15 protein-coding genes, 3 rRNA genes and 1 other RNA gene are annotated in these 21,555 nt (G+C 49.4%); 14 read left to right on the plus strand and 5 right to left on the minus strand.

What is annotated here, in order from left to right; genetic code table 11:
* Positions 1-7: 7 nt before the first annotated feature.
* Positions 8-787, minus strand: a complete 780-nt coding sequence (gene hisN / locus CFREI_RS03275) for a histidinol-phosphatase (protein WP_027011429.1) — start codon at positions 785-787, stop codon at positions 8-10.
* A 4-nt stretch (positions 788-791) separates the two neighbouring features.
* Positions 792-1,610, minus strand: a complete 819-nt coding sequence (locus tag CFREI_RS03280) for an inositol monophosphatase family protein (protein WP_027011428.1) — start codon at positions 1,608-1,610, stop codon at positions 792-794.
* A 97-nt stretch (positions 1,611-1,707) separates the two neighbouring features.
* Between CFREI_RS03280 and CFREI_RS03285 the strand changes: the two genes are divergently transcribed.
* The 11 genes from CFREI_RS03285 to CFREI_RS03335 all read left to right on the plus strand — a co-directional run bounded on the left by CFREI_RS03285 (position 1,708) and on the right by CFREI_RS03335 (position 12,257).
* Positions 1,708-2,184, plus strand: a complete 477-nt coding sequence (locus tag CFREI_RS03285; RefSeq protein WP_027011427.1) for a hypothetical protein — start codon at positions 1,708-1,710, stop codon at positions 2,182-2,184.
* 68 nt (positions 2,185-2,252) lie between these two features.
* Positions 2,253-3,353 (plus strand): peptide chain release factor 2, encoded by a 1,101-nt coding sequence (gene prfB, locus CFREI_RS03290; RefSeq protein ID WP_027011426.1) that lies wholly within the window; start codon positions 2,253-2,255, stop codon positions 3,351-3,353.
* Between the two features lie 45 nt (positions 3,354-3,398).
* Entirely contained in the window at positions 3,399-3,824 is a 426-nt protein-coding gene (locus tag CFREI_RS03295; RefSeq protein WP_084170617.1) for a YbaN family protein, read from the plus strand.
* A 95-nt stretch (positions 3,825-3,919) separates the two neighbouring features.
* Positions 3,920-4,609, plus strand: a complete 690-nt coding sequence (ftsE, locus tag CFREI_RS03300) for a cell division ATP-binding protein FtsE (RefSeq protein WP_027011425.1) — start codon at positions 3,920-3,922, stop codon at positions 4,607-4,609.
* Positions 4,610-4,629: 20 nt separating this feature from the next.
* Positions 4,630-5,532, plus strand: a complete 903-nt coding sequence (ftsX, locus tag CFREI_RS03305; protein ID WP_027011424.1) for a permease-like cell division protein FtsX — start codon at positions 4,630-4,632, stop codon at positions 5,530-5,532.
* Positions 5,533-5,551: 19 nt separating this feature from the next.
* Entirely contained in the window at positions 5,552-6,043 is a 492-nt protein-coding gene (smpB, locus tag CFREI_RS03310) for an SsrA-binding protein SmpB (RefSeq protein WP_027011423.1), read from the plus strand.
* Complete coding sequence (locus tag CFREI_RS03315) at positions 6,040-6,837, plus strand: hypothetical protein (RefSeq protein ID WP_027011422.1); 798 nt, start codon at positions 6,040-6,042, stop codon at positions 6,835-6,837. The genes smpB and CFREI_RS03315 overlap by 4 nt, the downstream gene beginning before the upstream one ends.
* Positions 6,838-6,945: 108 nt before the next feature.
* Positions 6,946-7,323: a transfer-messenger RNA gene (gene ssrA, locus CFREI_RS03320) on the plus strand.
* Positions 7,324-7,755: 432 nt separating this feature from the next.
* The gene (locus tag CFREI_RS03325; protein WP_027011421.1) at positions 7,756-8,199 is read left to right on the plus strand and encodes a GNAT family N-acetyltransferase; all 444 of its coding nucleotides are present in this window, start codon (positions 7,756-7,758) and stop codon (positions 8,197-8,199) included.
* Between the two features lie 100 nt (positions 8,200-8,299).
* On the plus strand, positions 8,300-11,281 hold the full coding sequence (locus CFREI_RS03330) for a DEAD/DEAH box helicase (RefSeq protein ID WP_027011420.1): 2,982 nt from the start codon (positions 8,300-8,302) through the stop codon (positions 11,279-11,281).
* A gap of 289 nt (positions 11,282-11,570) precedes the next feature.
* Positions 11,571-12,257, plus strand: coding sequence for a hypothetical protein (locus CFREI_RS03335; RefSeq protein ID WP_027011419.1), 687 nt, complete (start codon positions 11,571-11,573; stop codon positions 12,255-12,257).
* Positions 12,258-12,328: 71 nt separating this feature from the next.
* On the opposite strand, the gene CFREI_RS03340 is transcribed toward CFREI_RS03335, so the two are convergent.
* From CFREI_RS03340 to deoD, 3 genes are all read right to left on the minus strand, one after another.
* Entirely contained in the window at positions 12,329-13,255 is a 927-nt protein-coding gene (locus CFREI_RS03340) for a CPBP family intramembrane glutamic endopeptidase (RefSeq protein WP_051255726.1), read from the minus strand.
* Positions 13,256-13,471: 216 nt separating this feature from the next.
* Positions 13,472-14,866 carry an MFS transporter gene (locus CFREI_RS03345; RefSeq protein WP_027011418.1) on the minus strand — a complete coding sequence of 465 codons (1,395 nt, stop codon included), beginning with the start codon at positions 14,864-14,866 and terminating at the stop codon, positions 13,472-13,474.
* Between the two features lie 3 nt (positions 14,867-14,869).
* Entirely contained in the window at positions 14,870-15,586 is a 717-nt protein-coding gene (gene deoD / locus CFREI_RS03350; RefSeq protein WP_027011417.1) for a purine-nucleoside phosphorylase, read from the minus strand.
* Positions 15,587-16,202: 616 nt separating this feature from the next.
* Between deoD and CFREI_RS03355 the strand changes: the two genes are divergently transcribed.
* From CFREI_RS03355 to rrf, 3 genes are all read left to right on the plus strand, one after another.
* Positions 16,203-17,731 (plus strand): 16S ribosomal RNA (locus CFREI_RS03355).
* Between the two features lie 253 nt (positions 17,732-17,984).
* Positions 17,985-21,130 (plus strand): 23S ribosomal RNA (locus CFREI_RS03360).
* A 60-nt stretch (positions 21,131-21,190) separates the two neighbouring features.
* A 5S ribosomal RNA gene (gene rrf, locus CFREI_RS03365) occupies positions 21,191-21,307 on the plus strand.
* Together the 16S, 23S and 5S rRNA genes form the textbook arrangement of a ribosomal RNA operon.
* The last annotated feature ends 248 nt before the right edge of the window (positions 21,308-21,555 follow it).

Below are 21,555 nucleotides of genomic sequence, written 5' to 3' on the forward strand. Positions count from 1 at the left end.
TGGAATTCTATCGGCCCTCGGTCAGTATTTTCCGTGTCTCTTCATGTATAAGCCCGTTAGTGGCGAGTGCATTGCCACCGTGGGGGCCGTCGATACCTTCAAGGGAAGTAAAACGGCCGCCTGCCTCGGTGACCAGGATAGCTAGAGGTGCGAGATCCCAAAGGCTAACTTCTGGTTCTGCTGCAATGTCGACGGCGCCTTCGGCCACGAGGCAATAGGAGTAAAAATCGCCGAAGCCGCGGAGCCGCCAGGTGATATCGGAGAGGCTAAAGAAATTATCGCGAAGATTAAGATCACGCCAACCGTCGAGGGACGAGAAGGAAACGGATGCATCTTCGAGTTTGGAAATTGCGGACACCCCCAAACGCTTTGGTTCGCCGCCAAATACCGAGCGCCAAGCTCCTTCACCTTCAACTGCCCACCAGCGCCGTCCGAGCGCTGGGGCTGATATAACGCCTAAGACCGGGCGGCCGTCGATAAGCAGTGCGATAAGTGTCGCCCATACGGGAACGCCTCGAACATAGTTTTTGGTGCCGTCGATTGGATCGATTACCCATTGGCGGCCTGCGGAGGTGCTTCCACCGAATTCCTCGCCAAGAATTTCATCTTCGGGGGCTAGTTCATTAATGAGTATTCGAAGTGCTTCTTCGCAGGCAAGATCGGCATCAGAAACCGGTGTCATATCCGGTTTCGAATCCACTTTCAAATCGCTGGCTTCGAACCGGGGGAGGGTAATGCTGTCCGCCAGATCGGCAAGTTGTAGCGCTATGACGAGGTCTTTATGCATTGTTTTAGTGTAACGCGTCCAGTATTTCTGCAACCGCGCGTGTGTTCCCAGCAATATGCCAGGTTACGCCACCAGCATCGGCTGTTTCGCAGCGTCCGCCCGCGCCTTCGATTAAGGCCTTGCCGGGCAGCCAATCCCATGCTGGGGCCGAGTGTTGCATCCACGCCCCTAGGGTTCCATCGGCCACACTTGCTAAATCAATACTGCCAGCGCCGAGCATTCGTACCGTGGCTGCGTGTTTCGCAACATTGATCCAAGTAGCAGAAAGCGAATTCATATACGAAGGGTGAAGATATGACCCCAGGGAAACTTCGCTTAATGGAGTGTCCTGTAATGGCGCTAGTTTTTGCGAATCACGCGTGGTTGGGATGTGTTTTCCGCCAAACCAAGTATAGCCCATTGTAGGCCGGTGTACTGCGCCGAAGCGTAATTCGCCGTTGTCCTGTAGGGCTAGGGCGGAGCAGAAATAGTCGCTGCCGGAAGCGAAATTGTACGTGCCATCAATAGGGTCGATTACCCATATACGGCCGGTTTCAGCAGGCCGCGAAGCACCCTCTTCCCCTAAAACACCATCATTTGGACGCAGTGCCAATAATGCGCCAGAAATAAATTGTTCCGCGGCGTGGTCTGCTTCTGTAACCACGTCACTAATATTGGTTTTTCGTTGAGTGGTAATTCCGGTTTCGCGCATACGCCAAGCGAGCCGTCCGGCGTTAAATACTAAAGCTTGTGCGAGATGCTCATCGGTATCCGCCTCATGTGCAATAACAAAGGTTTTGGTAATTGTTCCGATCATCTCTTCGAGATTTTGTGAGTTTTGCATAGGTTCTATTTTGCATTGTCACGCCAGACTTTGTGCGCTGGAATGGTATAGCCTGGGCAATGAAATAGATCTTATAGAACTTAGGTACGCTCATCTTATGTTGTCCGCAGTGTTCTTTCTGGTTTTTATGGTTGGCTGCCTTGCAGTACCCGCAATCGGGGAGATGTGCTGTATGCATCAGGGCATATGTTGGGAAAATGGAATCCGCAGTTCTTCTTTATTTTGGGCTGGGCTATTTATCGGACCTGGGCTATGGATGTTGTTTCCGTTTTGGGGCATTGTTTTAGGTTTGGGTGACGGGCCAATGATCATATTGTTTTTCCTATTGGCTGTGGCATGTGTGATTGTTGTTTCTGCAGGGACGTGGAATGGCCGGCGGAAATGGGGGAGTGCGGCAGGAATTACCTATGGGACAGTTATTGGTGTGACGCTTCCGTGGGCGGTGTGGGTGTCACCAACTATGAATGAGCAGGTATTTTTTCATCAGCTTTGTACGATGGTGTGTCTTACCCTTTCGGGACTCACCTTGATTGCCATGTTGACCGTGCATTTTCGGATTGCTAGGCGGAAGTAGCCTGGTGGTGGGCGCGGCGTCGTTACGCAAGATGCTCGGGTGTGTGGGGTCGGCTAAACTTGATCGCTATGCGACAAGATCTTGCTGCTGAACTTTCGGCCCTTTCTGCGACGCTTACCACTATTGAAAAAATTATGGACCCGCAGGAGATGTCGGAACGGGTGCGCGAATTGGAGGCGCGGGCTTCCGATCCCTCGCTTTGGGACGACCCGGAAAACGCGCAGCAAGTAACCAGTGAGCTTTCCACGGTGCAGGGCAACCTTAGGAAACTGCAGGAGCTACGCCAACGCCTTGATGACCTGCCAATTATGTACGAACTTGCCGAAGAAGAAGGTGAGGGGACCGAACAGGTGGATGAAGAATTCGCCGAGTTGTGTGCGGATATTCAATCCTTGGAAGTTAAAACAATGCTGTCTGGGGAGTACGACGCCCGGGAAGCGGTGATTAATATTCGCTCCGGCGCTGGCGGGGTCGATGCTGCAGACTGGGCTGAAATGCTTATGCGAATGTATATTCGCTGGGCGGAAAAGTCTGGGCGCAATGTTGATATTTACGATATTTCCTACGCGGAAGAAGCTGGCATTAAATCCGCAACCTTTGTTGTGCATGGCGAATATACATATGGCACGCTTTCGGTGGAGCAGGGGGCGCATCGCCTGGTGCGCATTAGCCCATTTGATAACCAGGCGCGGCGCCAAACCTCGTTTGCGGAAATTGAGGTATTGCCGGTGGTGGAAACCACAGATCATATCGACGTCCCGGACTCCGATATTCGTGTCGATGTATACCGTTCATCGGGGCCAGGTGGGCAATCGGTAAATACAACAGACTCCGCAGTTCGTATTACACATATCCCTACTGGGATCGTGGTGACCTGCCAAAATGAGAAATCACAAATCCAAAACCGGGCGTCAGCAATGCGGGTTCTGCAAGCAAAGCTTTTGGAGCGCAAACGCCAAGAAGAACGTGCGGAAATGGATGCACTCGGTGCGGGTGGTAATGCTTCATGGGGTAATCAAATGCGATCCTATGTATTGCACCCCTACCAGATGGTGAAAGATCACCGTAACCAATTTGAGGTCAATGACCCAGCAAAAGTCCTTGATGGTGAAATTGATGCCTTCCTTGAAGCAGGCATTCGTTGGCGGATGTCTCAGACGGAAGCGTAGGAAACTATTGGAATTGCCTTAGGCTTACCTACTACAGTGTCTGGTATGAAAATCCTTCTCAAGGTCCTTGGCTTACTCTCCCTAGGTCTCGGGGCAGTCGGAGTTGTCCTTCCGCTCCTGCCAACAACACCATTTTTACTTTTTGCCGCGTTTTGTTTTGCGCGGAGTTCTGAGCGTTTACACCACTATCTGTATGAGCATTCAATTTTTGGTGGGTACCTCCAACGTTATGAATCTGGTGCACTTACTCTTGCGGATAAAATCCGCACACTTGCCATCCTCTGGATTGGTCTAGGTTTTTCTGCGTATATGTCCAGTAAACCGGTTGTCGCGGTAATTCTGGGTGTTATTGGGATCGCTGTAAGTGTGCATTTATTACTGCTCGGCAAAAAGCATAAGCGCGAATCAGATGCCTCTGCGAGCTCAGGACAAGTGCAAAAGGAATATTCGCAAGTGAACGCTCAACGCTAGGCGGAGTAGCCAAGCTTTGCAGTGCCCGTATAGGTTTTCTGAGAATTACCTGAACGCACTAGATCATGTGACAGGTGTGAACTACTGTGGATTGAGTGATCACCTTCGATAGTGTTACTAAAATTTACAAAACCTCCACACGGCCAGCTCTAGACAATATCTCACTCAGCATTGATCGTGGTGAGTTTGTATTTCTTATTGGCCCTTCCGGATCTGGCAAATCAACCTTTTTAGAGCTTATGCTGCGTGAGCAAAAAGTTAGCTCGGGTGATATCCATGTGGGGGAGTTTCACGTTAATAAGTTGCGTGGTTCCCAGGTAAATAAACTCCGTCAGCGAATCGGATACGTGTTCCAAGACTTTCGCTTGCTTCCCAAAAAAACGGTTTACGATAATGTTGCCTTTGCCCTTGAAGTGATCGGCAAAAAACGAAATATCATCGATAAGCTTGTCCCAGAAACCTTGGAACTTGTAGGGCTTGAAGGTAAAGCAAATAGGACACCAGGCGAACTTTCCGGCGGTGAGCAGCAACGAGTAGCTATTGCTCGGGCCTTTGTAAACCGGCCACTTGTGTTACTTGCTGACGAGCCGACCGGAAACCTCGATCCAGAGACCGCCAATGACATTATGGTTCTGTTAAATCGAATTAACCGCACTGGAACCACTGTGGTGATGTCCACACACAATGCGGCTGCGGTGGATGCAATGCGCAAGCGAGTGATTGAACTTAATCTTGGCAAGCTTGTTCGCGACGATGCTCACGGCGTGTATGGCGTAGGCCGCTAGTAGAAAAGGAATCCAGACTTATGAAGATCGGTTTTGTCCTGCGTGAAGCCTTTCAAGGTTTAGGCCGCAATCTGACCATGACTGTGGCATTGATTATTACAACAGCGATTTCATTGGCGTTGCTTGCAACAGGTTTCCTAGTTACCGGAATGACGGAGCGTACCAAGGAAATCTACCTTGATCGTGTAGAAGTCATGGTGCAGCTTAATGAAGAAATATCGGCGAATGATCCAGATTGCTCATCGCAGCCGTGTAAAGAAGTGCGGGATAAGCTTGATGGCGCAAATGGTATTGAAAGTGTGACCTTCCGTTCCCGGGACCAATCCTATGAACGCTTTGTAGAGGTATTCCAAGATTCGGATCCATTGCTGGTCGCTTCTACTAGTAAAGATGCCCTCCCTGCTGCATTGCATGTACGCCTTGCAGACCCGCTTAATCCATCACCGCTGGACCCAGTGCGAGAAATGCCCCAGGTCGCCGATGTTATTGATCAAGTTGATGACCTACGTTCGGCAACCGGAAACCTTGATGCAGTACGAAACGCCACCTTTTTAATTGCCGCAATTCAAGCAATTGCAGCCATTTTCCTTATTGCAAATATGGTTCAAATTGCTGCCTTTGCTCGGCGCGAAGAAATTTCCATTATGCGCATGGTCGGAGCATCTCGCTGGTATACCCAAGCACCCTTTGTTATGGAAGCAGTAATGGCTGCCTTGTTTGGTTCGGTTCTTGCCATGGTAGGTCTTATCGCTGGTAAAAAGTTTGTTCTAGATCGGGCGCTTACGGGACTTTATGAATCGAAACTGATTGCGCCTATTACTGCGGCGGATATTTGGGTGGTTTCACCGATTGTTGCGATCGTCGGCATTATATTTGCGGCGATCACTGCACAGGTGACATTGCGGATGTACGTCCGCAAATAGCTGTAAGCTTAATTTCGCTATGGCTAAGAAAAAGAAGAAGGCGGTGGATAACCCGGTTATCGCTACCAACCGCAGAGCAAGACACGATTATCAAATACTAGAGACCTATGAGTGCGGTGTGGCGCTCGTAGGAACGGAAATTAAAGCACTCCGTGAAGGCAAAGTAACACTCAACGATGCCTTCGCAACCATTGACGATGGTGAGATTTGGTTACGTCACCTGCATATACCCGAATATTCGCATGGTTCGTGGATGAACCACAGCCCACGCCGCAGCCGAAAGTTATTGCTACATAGGCGCGAAATCGATGCGATTATAGGCAAAGTGCGGGATGGAAACCGAACCCTTATACCGCTCAAACTGTATTTTAAAAACGGCCGGCTTAAAGTCGAACTCGGATTAGGTCAAGGCAAACAAAAATATGACAAGCGACAAGACCTAAAACGACGTGCCGCAGAACGCGACGTTACCCGCGAATTAGGGCGCCGCGTTAAAGGAATACGTGGATGAGTGAGCACCCTGCTTGGGTGTGGGAAATAACGCACCCGGTCCTCGGCCACATTCAAGTGATCGAGGCCGGGTTCGAAAAACTATGCGAATTTGACCCCGGGTTTCCAGAACCCTCCAAAACTATTTCCATACTTCACACAATCAAATGGAAGGGTATTGGCCAACGAGCCATCGCCGGCGGTAAGCGCAGCGTCTTAGTGCTTGTCGACGCCACCCCTACCGCACGCTTCGAACGCCCGTCCAATGTTCGCTTTGTATTAGGGGCCAAATGCAAACCCGAAGTTTTTAGTCCAATGCGTCCGAAACGGACCAAAAACTACGGTGTTATCCAGGCAAATCCATTTAGTGAAATCATTGAAATAAAGCTGTGCACCACTGAAGGTGTGGTGTTCCTGGAACCTCCAAAAGGTTCACCGGCCGCGCAGCGCTATCAAGAAATGGAACAAACTCCAATTAAGCGCCTGCTCTATCCGCTACTTGGTGGGCTCGGGAAAGTTGGGTGGGCAATACTTGCTCTTATATTTGTCCCGCTTTTAAAACAATTGGTTGGCTTGCTCCCCACTATTAATGTGCCGAATATTCCCTGGCCAGCGTTTCATCTGCCAGCCATACCATGGCCGAATATTCATTTGCCGAAGCTTCCAGCATGGACAGTGTGGGCTTTGGATAATTCGAATCTTTGGATGCCATTGGTAGTGGGGGTGGTTATAGGCCTAATTGCGTACCGGGACCATAAACGTTCCCGAAAAACCGACAATCATGGGATGAAAGCGACGATACGCCGAACTAACTGATAAGAGTGGGGGTGGGCGTCAAAAAGCAAAAGCTTGCGGATATAAACACAATTGGTTTACAATGGTGAAGCTCTTTCGGAAGGCACAATCCCGCCGAAAGAAATGTGAGGGGCTGATTTAGGTTTCGACTCCGTACATTAAGCCAGGGGAAGCGTGCCGGTGCAGGCTAGAGACCACCGTTAAGCGTCGTGGCACAAAATAAGCGCAGAGAATACTCAGCGCGACTATGCACTCGCTGCCTAATCCAGCGACTGCATGTCTGTCAGCCTAGGTTTCGTCCTTGGCCTAGAGTCTGGCATCGACTAAAGGACTTGCTGCCACATTGTGTTGACGGGATGTGGCGGGACTTTCACCGACAACTGGGCCTATCATCCGGACATGTTCGTCTGATCCGGAGGGCCGAGTAGAGATCACGTGCGAACTGCGCACGGAGAAGTCCTGGCAAGATGACGAAGGACCCGGGTTCAATTCCCGGCAGCTCCACTAGAAGTGCCAAACCTGAGAGATAGATTTTCAGGTTTGGTACTTTTTCTTTACTGCGTGAATGATTGCTGGTTGGGGGCGGCGATGCTAGAGGGTCGGCGGTGGTTTTTTGGGGGGTGTCCTAGAGGGTAGGCAGTGGTCCGGGGGATGGCTGTCCTAGAGGGTCGGCAGTGAGGGGCCGAGCTTGAGTGGATGTCGGATGTAGCTATCGGGTGGGGTTGGTTGTTGGGAGCTAGAGGAGAGTTTTCATAACCGCAGGTGATACAAAAAGGGCAAGTTTTTAAAAAACATTGCCATTTTGTATCAGATGTGCTCAATGGAAAGTTGCTGTTACTAGGATTCTGGGGGAACTGGCGGTTGGATGCAGGAGTCTAGGGTCTTAGAAGCCATAAACTGATTGCGTGCAATATCCGTGTAATAGTGGCGAGGAAACACATGAAGATACTGGAAGTCACTGAAAATAAGAAACAGTTTTTGGAACTGCTGCTTCTCGCCGATGAGCAAGAAAATATGATCGATAAGTATCTCGGTCGAGGAACCATGTTCGTTTTAGACGATAACGGGGTTAAGGCAGAGTGCGTGGTTACTGATGAAGGTGGTGGGATTCTGGAAATTAAAAATCTGGCGACCGTCCCCGAGTTTCAGGGCAATGGGTATGGTAGGGCGCTTATTGAATTTGTAGCCAAGAGATACCAGAACCAATTTTCTGTATTACAGGTTGGCACTGGTGAAAGCCCTCAAACACTCGGCTTTTATGAAAAATGTGATTTTATCAGGTCGCATGTAGTGAAAGACTTTTTTACGGACAACTATGACCACCCAATTTTTGAATGTGGTGTCCAATTGGTTGACATGATCTACTTGCAAAGAGCGCTATAACTAGCTGGTATCAGTAATCGCTGCCATTATTTTTACTCTCAATGTAAAAAGAAACATAAAACCATTGATTTTTTGGTTTTTTACCGAGAACAATAGGGGTATGGTTTCTTCTGGTTGGAGTCATATTGTCCAATGTTGGAGAGCATTAGAGCTATTGAATCCGCAGCCGCTACCGCGGATTCAAAAAGCTAGCAGGCAATCTCCATTTGATGAGCAAGTTGTCCGACTTCGTCCTGGGGGCCGATTGCCTTGGGAATATCTACAGCCGCCGAAAGCGCAAAAGGGAAAGAAACGAGTGTGGCGGCATGTAATCTTTGCAGGTATATACCCGCTCCAATCAACCCATAATTATCTTCGAACATTATTTCGCTTACGTGAAGGGGGATATGAGGAAAAAGTAGCTGGAAATAGTGCGTGTGCGGCACTAATGCTTAATGAATGTGGCGAAATCATTAAAGGAACTGCCGAACTTTCTTCTGCGCTCTGGGCTGTTGGTAGTTTGCGCACAGTTGGTTTTGGGAATTCTGATTGGGTAGAAGGATTTAGTGAAGCAAAACATAGATTTTCAATGAAAGTAGATGATTTTGCGGAGCAGGGTTTGCAAGCTGAAGTAACGTGCGATGAGGGTTCAAAAACCTTGCGCTGGGATGATCTGACAACGCTTTTGGATATTGCCCAATCTATTTCGGGAGTTCGGGATCTAGCGGAAATCTTCAGCGATTATTTTATTATTAAAAGCTATCTAGTGAATCCACATACCGAGGAAGCGAATCTTCAACGAGATTTTCTTAATAGCTTTTTTCTAGATGATTTAGCGCGAGTAAGCCGCCAAAATATCGACTCTCAATCTGCTTGCGGCATCTATCTATCTGAACAGGATACCGCCCAAACAGGCAATCGAATAGATTTGCGTAAAGATCGAAACGTTGTGCTTTCCTCCGTGACTCCAAGTCACATTCCATTGGGGCGTTGGCCGGCGCGACCAGAGCATTCGCTAGCATTAAGCCAGCAGTTTGCGGTGAACAAGATATTGGATCCTGCTGAAGCTGCACAAAAATTCGTTGGCGTAAATGGTCCTCCGGGTACCGGAAAAACCACAATGCTGCGGGATATTATTGCCGCAAACGTTGTTCAACGAGCCCAGCAATTAGCCGCTTTACGACGCCCCGGTGACGGCTTTGTTCCAGATAAACTCACCTGGTCGACAGAACAAGGTTACAAGCGAAGTGTATTTGCGCTGAAGCCTGAAATTACTGGTTATGAGATGGTTGTAGCGTCCGCAAATAATGCCGCGGTGTTAGGAAATCGAGCGAAACGCAAGAAATTTATTGATTTATTTTGGAGCACGCCGAAGCAAGTAAAAAGCGGTCCGAAAATACCTGATATGAAGGGTCGCTTAGAAGCCTGGTACCAAGGTAAGGAACCGATCCCAAATTGGGACGAAAGCCGACGAAATTTTCGCCGAGCCCAGCGGCGCGTCGAAAAGCTTAAAGCGGAATGCGAATCAGCAAATCAGCGAAGAATCCAACTTGTAGCTATCCAAGAAAAGCTCCTACAGGCTTCCCAACTACTTACCAGTACCCAATTGCAATTGGAAGAAATACGCCAGAAATTGCATGAAATAGCGGTGGTGCGAAAACAATCCGAAGAACACTATGCGCTTACCAAAGCCCAATATGAACGCCAACTAAACCTCAAACCAGGATTACTAGAGACTTGGCTTGACCTAGGGGGCCAACGAAAAACATGGAGAGCTGCGCTTGCGGAAATATCCGCAGCGCTTACCCAAGCTGAAGAAACACTCCGGCAATATCAGGACGAAGAATCGCAACTACGAGCTACAGAGAACAAGTGTGAGGAACAACGTTTAGCCGCGCAAGATGCTTTTAACCAAAGCCTGCAGGAACACGACGAGCTAGCCAACGAATGTTCGAATGATAAAGCGCGTTTTCTACAGAATTATCCAGACGAACAGTGGCAAGGTGACCAACAAGAACTCTACGCTCCTTGGCTCAATAAAGAATTAGAGATTGCTCGTTCGGAGCTTTTTCTGGCGGCATTGCAATTGCACCACGATTTCATTGCAAATAACGCTGGACGGATGCTCACAAACTTGCGCGCAGTCTGTGACATCGTAAAAGGAAGCGCACCTGCAGATTTAAGCCCCCAGAAAACGCTTGCTGCCTGGCAAGTCCTCTTTTTGGTTGTGCCAGTTATTTCAACGACCTTTGCGTCTTGCGGATCGATGTTCCAGTGTCTAACTGAAGAGTCAATAGGGTGGCTTTTTATAGACGAAGCTGGCCAAGCGGCTCCACAACACGCACTTGGGGCTATTTGGAGATCAAAACGAGTAGTAGCGGTTGGTGATCCGTTGCAGCTCCAGCCGGTGGTGACTCTGCCAGCGGCAATGCAACGTGGAATCATTGACGCATGTAAGGTGCCCTCTTTATGGATACCTCCTAACGCATCCGTGCAGACACTTGCTGATCGCGTATCACGCTACGGCACCACCCTAAATGAAGACAGTGACCCAATCTGGGTTTCCATGCCACTAAGAGTGCATAGACGTTGCAGCAATCCAATGTTTCAATTTTGCAATGAGGTTGCGTATGACGGAATTATGGTTCATGGTGTTCATGAAGCATCCGAAAACAAGCAGCTACCAAAAAGCTTTTGGTGTGATGAACCAGCAACGAACCCAGGCACGCATATCCAACAACGCCAACTCGAACGATTTCAAAATGGCTTACAGTTATTGCTTGACCAAGGTATCCCAACCACAGACATTATCGCCATAACTCCATTTCGTGAGCTTGCCAAGTGGTTAGAAAAATTCTCACGCAAATACCCAGGCTTACGAGCTGGAACCATTCACACCGCTCAAGGACGAGAAGCCAACATTGTATTTTTTGTGTTGGGAGGAGATCCTGCACGAAATGGAGCGAAAAAGTGGGCGGCGTCGTCAGTAAACCTAATTAATGTTGCTGTTAGCCGTGCGAAACGCCGACTCTATGTTGTGGGGGATCGCGAGGCGTGGAAGCAATATCAATATTTTGCACAACTTGCAGAGCTGCTTCCATAACTATTGTGGGCATTCCAATAATTGAAACCTTAAAGATGTGGATATTACATAGTCGGCGATTATGTGTTACGTGCTTTTGGTTTTGAAATGATGACCTTGGGAAATGCTGTTTTATAACTTTCCATATCGTTAATGTATAACAATTTTAAAACTAAAGTGCTGTAATATAACGATTAAATTACCCTTAAAATGAAGTGTAGACAGCGCCCTTTGGGATACGTAGGCTCAAAAAAGAAAAGCTTGTACAAGTTCTTGGATTGGCCGAATTTTCCCAAAAGGAAGGTGCAGTATGCGGGCGTTTAAGATCTCTGCCGCTCTTTTTGCAGGACTCATTTTTTCAAACGCAATTGCTGGTGCAGCAGATCTAGATACGGAAATAACGAATAATGTTGACGTAATCAAACAAGCTGCGGAAGAAGCTGGATACCTGGAGCTTAGCCCAGAAGATATTGAGAAACTATTGGATGCTTCTCACCTGGGTGACTATGAAAAAAGTACTTTGAGAGCTTTGGAAAAGTACATTGATATGTCAAACGCGACATTTGACTACGGGGCCGCTTCAGCTGATAACGCTGTTGATCAGAAAATAGTGAGAGACTATGCCATTGGCTTGAAATCATCAGGTTGGGAACTTGTCGGTACTGGTGGCGGAATCTCAGACATTGAGACCAAAGCTCAACAATTGCGGAGCGAATTTAACACTCCTGGAACGTGCGGAGGCGTAAACGGGTACCAATTTAATCCACCAGCGATCTTAATAGATAGTTGCATTATTAATGCCGCAGAACATTCGGAATCATTAGATGTAGGGTTTGCAGGCCCCGCAGGAATATTGACGCACAAAGCCGGGATCGGTCCCACAGCTGCAGGGGCAATTACCGCTATTCTTGCATCAGAATCCGCGGCTGCGCGATCCTGTAATGCTACTGGAAATGGAATACGAGTTTTTGCGGATGGTCGTTGCGAATCGCAATAAACATCGAAGGTAGAACAACATTTAGCGGATGAGACCTCAACTGAGGTCTCATCCGCTATTGCTAGACAATGCTAGTCGCCGGTTTGAGATGCATGCTGACGTACATGCCTCATATAGAGTGGAATAAAAAATACTAATATAATTAAGGCAGTGATCCAACCGGGATACCCTAGTGCCAAGAATTTAATAGGGTCAGGTTCTTGATCAATATGGCCAAGAAGTATGGGAAGTCCAGCGGCTGCATTAAAAGTACCGTGGAAAATTGCTGCAGGCCAAATATTTCCGCTAAAAATCTGGGTAAAGCCGATAATTACACCCAAAAACATGCAACCAATAGTCATTACTGCGACGCCTACCCAATCAGTTCGATTGAAATTGTATCCAATCAAGATAACTGGACTATGCCAAAGACCCCATAATGCTCCGCTGATTAAAAGTGCAGGCCAAACCCCATATTTTTGTAATGCAGGAAGAAGATAACCACGCCAACCAATCTCTTCACCAGCAGCAAAAAAGCTATTAAATAAGCCGCTAAATGGAATTGAGGCTATTTGGATTAAAAGCAATACCTTAACCGGCAAGGCGGGTTGATCGGACTCTTTTGATAGCGCTTGCAGATTGCTTTCAAATGCTGAGAAGTTCAGCAGATCGAGCCGGAACCAGCCAAATGCTGCAGCAATAAAGCTAGAGATTACGGGAATCAGAATGGCTAGTGCCATGCTCACCAAAATCCACACAACTGTCTTTTTATAAGGTTGGCGAATTGTGATGTTGAGAAAACTCGGTACCTGTTTCCAGGCGACCTTATGCAAATAACGCGCGACGAAAACCGCGGCAACGGTGGGGGTGAACATCGCAAGCAGCAATAGAGGCAAAATTATTAAAAACTTAGTTTGTTCATCGACAAGCCATAGCGGAATTGCTAGAATCCAGAAAAGCAATGATGCAATAACGTAAAAAATAATGGTTGATTTTAGGCTATATTCTTTTACTTCCATAGTGGTAGTCCTTGATGGAGATGCATATTGATTCAATGATCAATCAGGGATTAAAAAGTTTAGGTTGATTTAGCTGTACAAGAAATGATAGATATCCTCATTTTATATCGGAGAGGAGTCCTGTGTCTTGTAAAAGCTTCCGAAACCGAAGCTAATAATATAAAAGCCCGCTTACCAGAAAACGGATGGCGGGCTGTTTGGTCAGAACGGAGTAGGTTATGTGGTGGCTATCGATCGCTCCTTTATTGCCATAGTTCGATCTGCAAGGACATAGATGACTGCCCCAGCTAAAGCTATGCATGTGATAATCCAAAGTACTGTCGCATACTGAATCCCCACTTCGGATTCTGCTCCCGTGAGCGCCGCAAATGTAGACAATTTGAGGTCTATTAATTTTGCGGTGTATGCAATACCAACAGGAATTGCGATATTAATTGTAAGGTTATAGAAACCAATCGCAACACCAGACTTTTCTGCTGGAATGTTTTGAATCGCTGTTGATACTAGTGGGGCATAAAGCAGTGCAAAGCTTGATGCAAAGACAATCACGGAAATGATAAGCGGTATGCGCCCAGATTCAAGGAAAAACGCTGCTATTGCAAGCGATATAATTATGCCTGCGAGCGCGGAAAAAATAGTCACCCGAGATGACATATACCGTCCAATAAAACCTGACAATGCGCCGACAATTGCGGCACACGCATATCCTGGTGCAACCATAAGTGAAGCTTGATCTAGTGTCATTCCCTGGAGGTCGCTCATTGCATAGGGGAACAAGAATAAAATGTACCCTAGTTGCACTGAATAGATAATTAAGACCAGAATAATCGCCCAGACATATCGGCCATTCTTAAAAAACTCCGGTGCAACAAGCGCTTTTGGATTTGTATTAATATGCCACACAAACAATGCAATGCCAGCAATAACTGGGACTAGATACCAGTAGTTAAAATCCTGCATATACAGCATCGTTGAAGTGGCGATTACTGTAATAAGGAATAAGCCAAATATATCCAAATTGCTTTGAGTGGCTTCTTCTGGGGGTATTTGCTTTATAATCGCCGGAACGGTGAGAAGCATAAGCAGTGGTATCAGGAACATTGCTGTCCAAGAAATATAGGTTGCAACGTAACCACTTGTTAACGTTCCGATAAGTAGGGCGAGTTGAAACGCGCTCGTCGAAAAGCCTAAATACGTTTTCTGATCTTCACGCGAGAGATATTTTGTAACGTAAATAACGTACAAAGTCTCGGCTGCGGCTAGACCGCTTGTTTGAATAAGCCTTCCAGTGAGAACGGCATACCAAGAGGAGCTGAAAAAGAAACCCAGCAGCGAACCTACCGTAATAAAGGCAATGCCTACGAGCATTAGCTTTTTGATATTTATGGCATCGGCCATTGCGGCGTAGACAACTGCGCCAATACCAATAACAATGCCCGCAAGTGTAGCTTGGAGGCTTACCTCTGTGACAGAAAGGCCCAGATCATCAGCGATTGGTTGCGACATGAACTTAAATCCATTGTCGATAACCAAACAGAACACAAAGCTGAAAAGCAGTATTGGTACGGCCGCTTTGGGATTCTTAGCTTGTTGAGCTGTGGCGCTAGACATGATCTACACGCCTGCCAGTGGAAGCGCGAGTTCCATCATCGTGGTGAACGCTGTTTGGCGCTCTTCAGCGGTGGTTTTCTCGCCGGTAATAATATTGTCGGACACGGTAAAGAGTCCGAGTGCATCGATGCCGGAGTAGGCAGCGATTGCGTATAGCGCAGCGGTTTCCATTTCGACGCCCAGTACGCCCATACGTGCCCATCGGGCATTCGCGGTTTCATCGGCATTGTAGAAAATATCGCTGGAGAGTATATTGCCTACATGAGGCGTTACTCCTTGAAGCTTTGCCTGTTCGATCAAGGCAGAAATGAGTTTCCATGAACCAGTGGGGGCATAGGTTCCTGGAAGATTGTACTGCGAGAGGAAATTTGAATCGGTTGATGCGGATTGCGCAACAACAATGTCATAAAGATCGAGATTCTCTTGAAGGGATCCGCAAGAACCGATTCGAATTATCTTTTTAACGCCGAATTCGTGGATCAATTCCCATGCGTAGATGGAGATGGAAGGCATTCCCATGCCGCTACCCATTACTGATACAGGTGTGCCTTGGAACGTTCCTGTAAATCCAAGAATATTTCGGACTTCATTGAACTGGACCGGATTTTCCAGGTAATTCTCAGCGATAAACTTTGCGCGAAGTGGATCCCCGGGCATGAGAACGGTCTCAGCAATCTCGACTCCGTGCGGATTAATGTGAGGGGTGCTCTTGTTAGACATTTTGACTCCTTAAAAGAGCATGGGGAGTTGGTGTTTAAAACACCAGGGACACATTCCATGCTACGAAGCTTTGGAACAAACTTCTATGCTCGGTGGAACATTTGTGCCTGAGAAGTCTCTATGTTGTTACAAACGTAGAGTTTTGGCAGCTAGTTACGTCGTAAAGCACAAAATCTTTTTAGGTGTTAAGCAGGTGATTTGTGGAAAATCATTGCCGTGTGTAAGGTTTTATGAGTCAGCGCGGCAGATGTTTGTTGGTAAAACAATCAGTCGGCTGATAATCCTAAAACATCTACTTGACAATCTTCTAATGAGTTAAGTAATGTTGCGGGTCCGCTCTTAAAGTGGAATGTGTTGTTTGAGAACTCGATAGTGTGCCATGTTTGTTTGTTGTGGTTGATTGGTTTGTTTTGGCTGTTTGTTGTGGTTGGTTGTGTGTTGCTGGCGGGGTTCATGCTTCGTGAGCTGGCGTGTGGCTGGTCATGGTGGATGGTTGGGACTTGGTTTTCGACTGTTTTTTTGTTTTTTGTTTTTTTGGGCAACTGATTGTTTTTGTTGGTTGTTTGTTTTTGTTGGGATGTTGGCTTTTCATGATTGTTTGAGCTGATTGTTCTTTTTTGTGGAGAGTTTGATCCTGGCTCAGGACGAACGCTGGCGGCGTGCTTAACACATGCAAGTCGAACGGAAAGGCCCTGCTTGCGGGGTGCTCGAGTGGCGAACGGGTGAGTAACACGTGGGTGATCTGCCTCGTACTCTGGGATAAGCCTGGGAAACTGGGTCTAATACTGGATAGGACCATGCTTTAGTGTGTCATGGTGGAAAGTTGTTTCGGTACGGGATGAGCCTGCGGCCTATCAGCTTGTTGGTGGGGTAATGGCCTACCAAGGCGTCGACGGGTAGCCGGCCTGAGAGGGTGTACGGCCACATTGGGACTGAGATACGGCCCAGACTCCTACGGGAGGCAGCAGTGGGGAATATTGCACAATGGGCGCAAGCCTGATGCAGCGACGCCGCGTGGGGGATGAAGGCCTTCGGGTTGTAAACCTCTTTCGGCAGGGACGAAGCGTGTTTGTGACGGTACCTGTAGAAGAAGCACCGGCTAACTACGTGCCAGCAGCCGCGGTAATACGTAGGGTGCGAGCGTTGTCCGGAATTACTGGGCGTAAAGAGCTCGTAGGTGGTTTGTCGCGTCGTCTGTGAAATTCCGGGGCTTAACTCCGGGCGTGCAGGCGATACGGGCATAACTTGAGTGCTGTAGGGGAGACTGGAATTCCTGGTGTAGCGGTGAAATGCGCAGATATCAGGAGGAACACCGATGGCGAAGGCAGGTCTCTGGGCAGTAACTGACGCTGAGGAGCGAAAGCATGGGTAGCGAACAGGATTAGATACCCTGGTAGTCCATGCCGTAAACGGTGGGCGCTAGGTGTGGGGGTCTTCCACGACTTCTGTGCCGTAGCTAACGCATTAAGCGCCCCGCCTGGGGAGTACGGCCGCAAGGCTAAAACTCAAAGGAATTGACGGGGGCCCGCACAAGCGGCGGAGCATGTGGATTAATTCGATGCAACGCGAAGAACCTTACCTGGGCTTGACATATGCAGGATCGCGCCAGAGATGGTGTTTCCCTTGTGGCTTGTATACAGGTGGTGCATGGTTGTCGTCAGCTCGTGTCGTGAGATGTTGGGTTAAGTCCCGCAACGAGCGCAACCCTTGTCTTATGTTGCCAGCACGTGATGGTGGGGACTCATGAGAGACTGCCGGGGTCAACTCGGAGGAAGGTGGGGATGACGTCAAATCATCATGCCCCTTATGTCCAGGGCTTCACACATGCTACAATGGTCGGTACAGTGGGTTGCGAGACCGTGAGGTGGAGCGAATCCCTTTGAAAGCCGGCCTCAGTTCGGATTGGGGTCTGCAACTCGACCCCATGAAGTCGGAGTCGCTAGTAATCGCAGATCAGCAATGCTGCGGTGAATACGTTCCCGGGCCTTGTACACACCGCCCGTCACGTCATGAAAGTTGGTAACACCCGAAGCCCATGGCCTAACCGGCTGTTGCTGGAGGGAGTGGTCGAAGGTGGGATTGGCGATTGGGACGAAGTCGTAACAAGGTAGCCGTACCGGAAGGTGCGGCTGGATCACCTCCTTTCTAAGGAGTTTTGTTTTTTGTTTTTGTGGCTGCGCATCGTGTTGGTGTGTGGCTGGTTTGTTTTGTTGTTTCCAGGTGGACGGCATGTGATTGATTGCGTGCAGGTGGTTGGGGCAGATTGGTTGGCCGGTTGGTAATGGATGAGTGTGGCATGCTGTTGGGTGTCTGGGGTGACACGTGTTGTTGTGTTGTTTCGGGTGTTGTTTGTTGAACTGTATAGTGGACGCGAGCGTTTTTTCTTTTTGTGTGTGTTTTGTTGTGTTGTAAGGGCGCACGGTGGATGCCTTGGTATGCTGAGCCGATGAAGGACGTGAAAGGCTGCGATAAGCCTCGGGGAGTTGTCAATTGAGCGTTGATCCGAGGGTGTCCGAATGGGGAAACCTGGCCGTGGTTGTGTGCGGTCGCCATGCTGGTGAAGGTTTGATAGCTGGTGTGGAGGTTACGCGGGGAAGTGAAACATCTCAGTACCCGTAGGAGAAGAAAACAATAGTGATTCCGTGAGTAGTGGCGAGCGAAAGCGGATGGTGGCTAAACCATATGCGTGTGATACTCGGCAGGGGTTGCGTGTGTGGGGTTGTGGGATGTTGTTGTTGCGGGTGCTGCCGTGCCTGTGGCGTGCTGCGCGTGGTTAGGGGAAGTGGCTTGGAATGGTCTGCCGGAGTGGGTGAGAGTCCCGTACCTGAAAGCTGTGTGTGGTGTGTGTGATGATGTCCCGAGTAGCAGCGGGCTCGTGGAATCTGCTGTGAATCTGCCGGGACCACCCGGTAAGCCTGAATACTCAGTGTGACCGATAGCGGATTGAGTACCGTGAGGGAATGGTGAAAAGTACCCCGGGAGGGGAGTGAAAGAGTACCTGAAACCGTGCGCTTACAATCCGTCAGAGCCTGTGCCTCATGTGTTTGGGGTGGGGGTGATGGCGTGCCTTTTGAAGAATGAGCCTGCGAGTCAGCGGCATGTCGCGAGGTTAACATGTGTGTGTGGGAGCCGTAGCGAAAGCGAATCCTAATGAGGGTGTTGTAGTGGCATGTCCTGGACCCGAAGCGGGGTGATCTACCCATGGCCAGTGTGAAGCAGCAGTAAGATGCTGTGGAGGCGCGAACCCACTTAGGTTGAAAACTGAGGGGATGAGTTGTGGGTAGGGGTGAAAGGCCAATCAAACTCCGTGATAGCTGGTTCTCCCCGAAATGCATTTAGGTGCAGCGTCGTGTGTTTCTTGCCGGAGGTAGAGCTACTGGATGGTTAAGCGGGACCAACATCTTAGCGATGCCAGCCAAACTCCGAATGCCGGTAATGTTAGAGCACGGCAGTGAGACTGCGGGGGATAAGCTTCGTAGTCGAGAGGGAAACAGCCCAGATCGCCGGCTAAGGCCCCGAAGCGTGTACTAAGTGGAAAAGGATGTGGGATCGCGAAGACAACCAGGAGGTTGGCTTAGAAGCAGCCATCCTTGAAAGAGTGCGTAATAGCTCACTGGTCGAGTGGTTCTGCGCCGACAATGTAGTGGGGCTCAAGTACACCGCCGAAGCCGCGGCATCCATGCAGTGTTGTGTGGGTGGGTAGGGGAGCGTCGTGTGGCCGGTGAAGCTGCCGAGGAATCGAGTGGTGGAGGCTATGCGAGTGAGAATGCAGGCATGAGTAGCGAATGACGAGTGAGAACCTCGTCCGCCGAATGACTAAGGGTTCCTGGGTCAAGCTAATCTTCCCAGGGTGAGTCGGGACCTAAGGCGAGGCCGACAGGCGTAGTCGATGGACAACGGGTTGATATTCCCGTACCCGCGCACATGCGCCCATGGTGAATCAGTGAGACTAACCACCCGATAGTGCGCCTGCCGCGGACACGGTTACGTGTTCGCATGATGGTGGGTGTGGTATTCGCGTGGGGCCTAATATCTGGTAGTAGCCAAACGATGGGGTGACGCAGGAAGGTAGTCGAGCCACTGATTGGATTGTGGTGTAAGCGTGTAGCCCGCAGGCCAGGGAAATCCGGTACTGCCCCAATACGGTTGGGAGGGTGAGACGTGATGCGTACCCACAGTATGTGGGGATGTCGATGATCCTATGCTGCCGAGAAAAGCCTCTAGTGAGTGTGTGTGCGGCCCGTACCCGAAACCGACACAGGTAGTCAGGTAGAGAATACTCAGGCGATCGGGCGAACTGTGGTTAAGGAACTCGGCAAAATGCCCCCGTAACTTCGGGAGAAGGGGGGCCACGCGTGGTGACCCACCCTTGCGGTGGTGAGGCTGCGCGGGGCCGCAGAGAAGAGAGGGAAGCGACTGTTTACTAAAAACACAGGTCCGTGCGAAGACGATCAAGTCGAAGTATACGGACTGACGCCTGCCCGGTGCTGGAAGGTTAAGAGGACCTGTGAAACCCACCTGTGTGGTGGGTTGAAGCGGAGAATTTAAGCCCCAGTAAACGGCGGTGGTAACTATAACCATCCTAAGGTAGCGAAATTCCTTGTCGGGTAAGTTCCGACCTGCACGAATGGCGTAACGACTTCCCTGCTGTCTCAACCACAGACCCGGCGAAATTGCACTACGAGTAAAGATGCTCGTTACGCGCGGCAGGACGAAAAGACCCCGGGACCTTCACTATAGCTTGGTATTGATATTCGATACGGTTTGTGTAGGATAGGTGGGAGACTATGAGCCCATCACGCCAGTGATGGAGGAGTCGTTGTTGAAATACCACTCTGATCGTATTGGGTATCTTCAAACCTCGGCCCGTGATCCGGGTCAGGGACAGTGCCTGGTGGGTAGTTTAACTGGGGCGGTTGCCTCCCAAACAGTAACGGAGGCGCCCAAAGGTTTCCTCAGCCTGGTTGGCAATCAGGTGGCGAGTGTAAGTGCACAAGGAAGCTTGACTGTGAGACTGACAGGTCGAGCAGGTACGAAAGTAGGGACTAGTGATCCGGCACCGGCTTGTGGAAGCGGTGTCGCTCAACGGATAAAAGGTACCCCGGGGATAACAGGCTGATCTTCCCCAAGAGTCCATATCGACGGGATGGTTTGGCACCTCGATGTCGGCTCGTCGCATCCTGGGGCTGGAGTAGGTCCCAAGGGTTGGGCTGTTCGCCCATTAAAGCGGCACGCGAGCTGGGTTTAGAACGTCGTGAGACAGTTCGGTCTCTATCCGCCGCGCGCGTAGAAACTTGAAGAAGGCTGTCCCTAGTACGAGAGGACCGGGACGGACGTACCTCTAGTGCGCCAGTTGTCACGCCAGTGGCACCGCTGGTTAGCTACGTACGGAAGGGATAACCGCTGAAAGCATCTAAGCGGGAAGCCCGTTCTAAGATAAGGTTTCACCAACAGGTGCCCCACAGACTATGGGGTCGATAGGCCAGAACTGCACACATAGCAATATGCAAGGTGACTGGTACTAATCCACCGAACACAACCACACCACACCACGCCACGCGTCCACTACACAGTATCAACAACCAACACCCACCCCACCAACCAGTCGGTGGCAACAGCGGCGGGGAAACGCCCGGACCCATCCCGAACCCGGAAGCTAAGCCCACCAGCGCCAATGGTACTGCACACGGAAGTGTGTGGGAGAGTAGGACACCGCCGACACCACAACCCACAAAGCCCAACCACCACGGTTGGGCTTTTTACGTACCGAGCTAATATATGCTTAAAATTTCACATGGATTTTATCGATCCAGGGGCGGGGATTTTGGTGTGAATTCACCTATCGGGGGAATCTTTATTGTTTCTTTATATAATGCTTTTTGCCTGCGGTTTTGCCAAGATTTTAGGTAACGATTGCGTTATATTGACGGTTTTGGGTGCACCCTTCGCCGTGCGGCATGGTTGTCTAA

It is taken from the genome of Corynebacterium freiburgense (assembly GCF_030408815.1).
GTDB lineage: Bacteria > Actinomycetota > Actinomycetes > Mycobacteriales > Mycobacteriaceae > Corynebacterium > Corynebacterium freiburgense.

Excerpts from the sequence above, each read along its gene's own strand:
- CFREI_RS03340 (WP_051255726.1), bottom strand. The coding sequence starts at position 13,255 with ATGGAAGTAAAAGAATATAGCCTAAAATCAACCATTATTTTTTACGTT.
- smpB (WP_027011423.1), top strand. The coding sequence starts at position 5,552 with ATGGCTAAGAAAAAGAAGAAGGCGGTGGATAACCCGGTTATCGCTACC.
- prfB (WP_027011426.1), top strand. The coding sequence starts at position 2,253 with ATGCGACAAGATCTTGCTGCTGAACTTTCGGCCCTTTCTGCGACGCTT.
- ftsX (WP_027011424.1), top strand. The coding sequence starts at position 4,630 with ATGAAGATCGGTTTTGTCCTGCGTGAAGCCTTTCAAGGTTTAGGCCGC.
- deoD (WP_027011417.1), bottom strand. The coding sequence starts at position 15,586 with ATGTCTAACAAGAGCACCCCTCACATTAATCCGCACGGAGTCGAGATT.
- CFREI_RS03330 (WP_027011420.1), top strand. The coding sequence starts at position 8,300 with ATGGTTTCTTCTGGTTGGAGTCATATTGTCCAATGTTGGAGAGCATTA.
- hisN (WP_027011429.1), bottom strand. The coding sequence starts at position 787 with ATGCATAAAGACCTCGTCATAGCGCTACAACTTGCCGATCTGGCGGAC.
- CFREI_RS03325 (WP_027011421.1), top strand. The coding sequence starts at position 7,756 with ATGAAGATACTGGAAGTCACTGAAAATAAGAAACAGTTTTTGGAACTG.
- CFREI_RS03280 (WP_027011428.1), bottom strand. The coding sequence starts at position 1,610 with ATGCAAAACTCACAAAATCTCGAAGAGATGATCGGAACAATTACCAAA.
- CFREI_RS03345 (WP_027011418.1), bottom strand. The coding sequence starts at position 14,866 with ATGTCTAGCGCCACAGCTCAACAAGCTAAGAATCCCAAAGCGGCCGTA.
- CFREI_RS03315 (WP_027011422.1), top strand. The coding sequence starts at position 6,040 with ATGAGTGAGCACCCTGCTTGGGTGTGGGAAATAACGCACCCGGTCCTC.
- CFREI_RS03285 (WP_027011427.1), top strand. The coding sequence starts at position 1,708 with ATGTTGTCCGCAGTGTTCTTTCTGGTTTTTATGGTTGGCTGCCTTGCA.
- CFREI_RS03295 (WP_084170617.1), top strand. The coding sequence starts at position 3,399 with ATGAAAATCCTTCTCAAGGTCCTTGGCTTACTCTCCCTAGGTCTCGGG.
- CFREI_RS03335 (WP_027011419.1), top strand. The coding sequence starts at position 11,571 with ATGCGGGCGTTTAAGATCTCTGCCGCTCTTTTTGCAGGACTCATTTTT.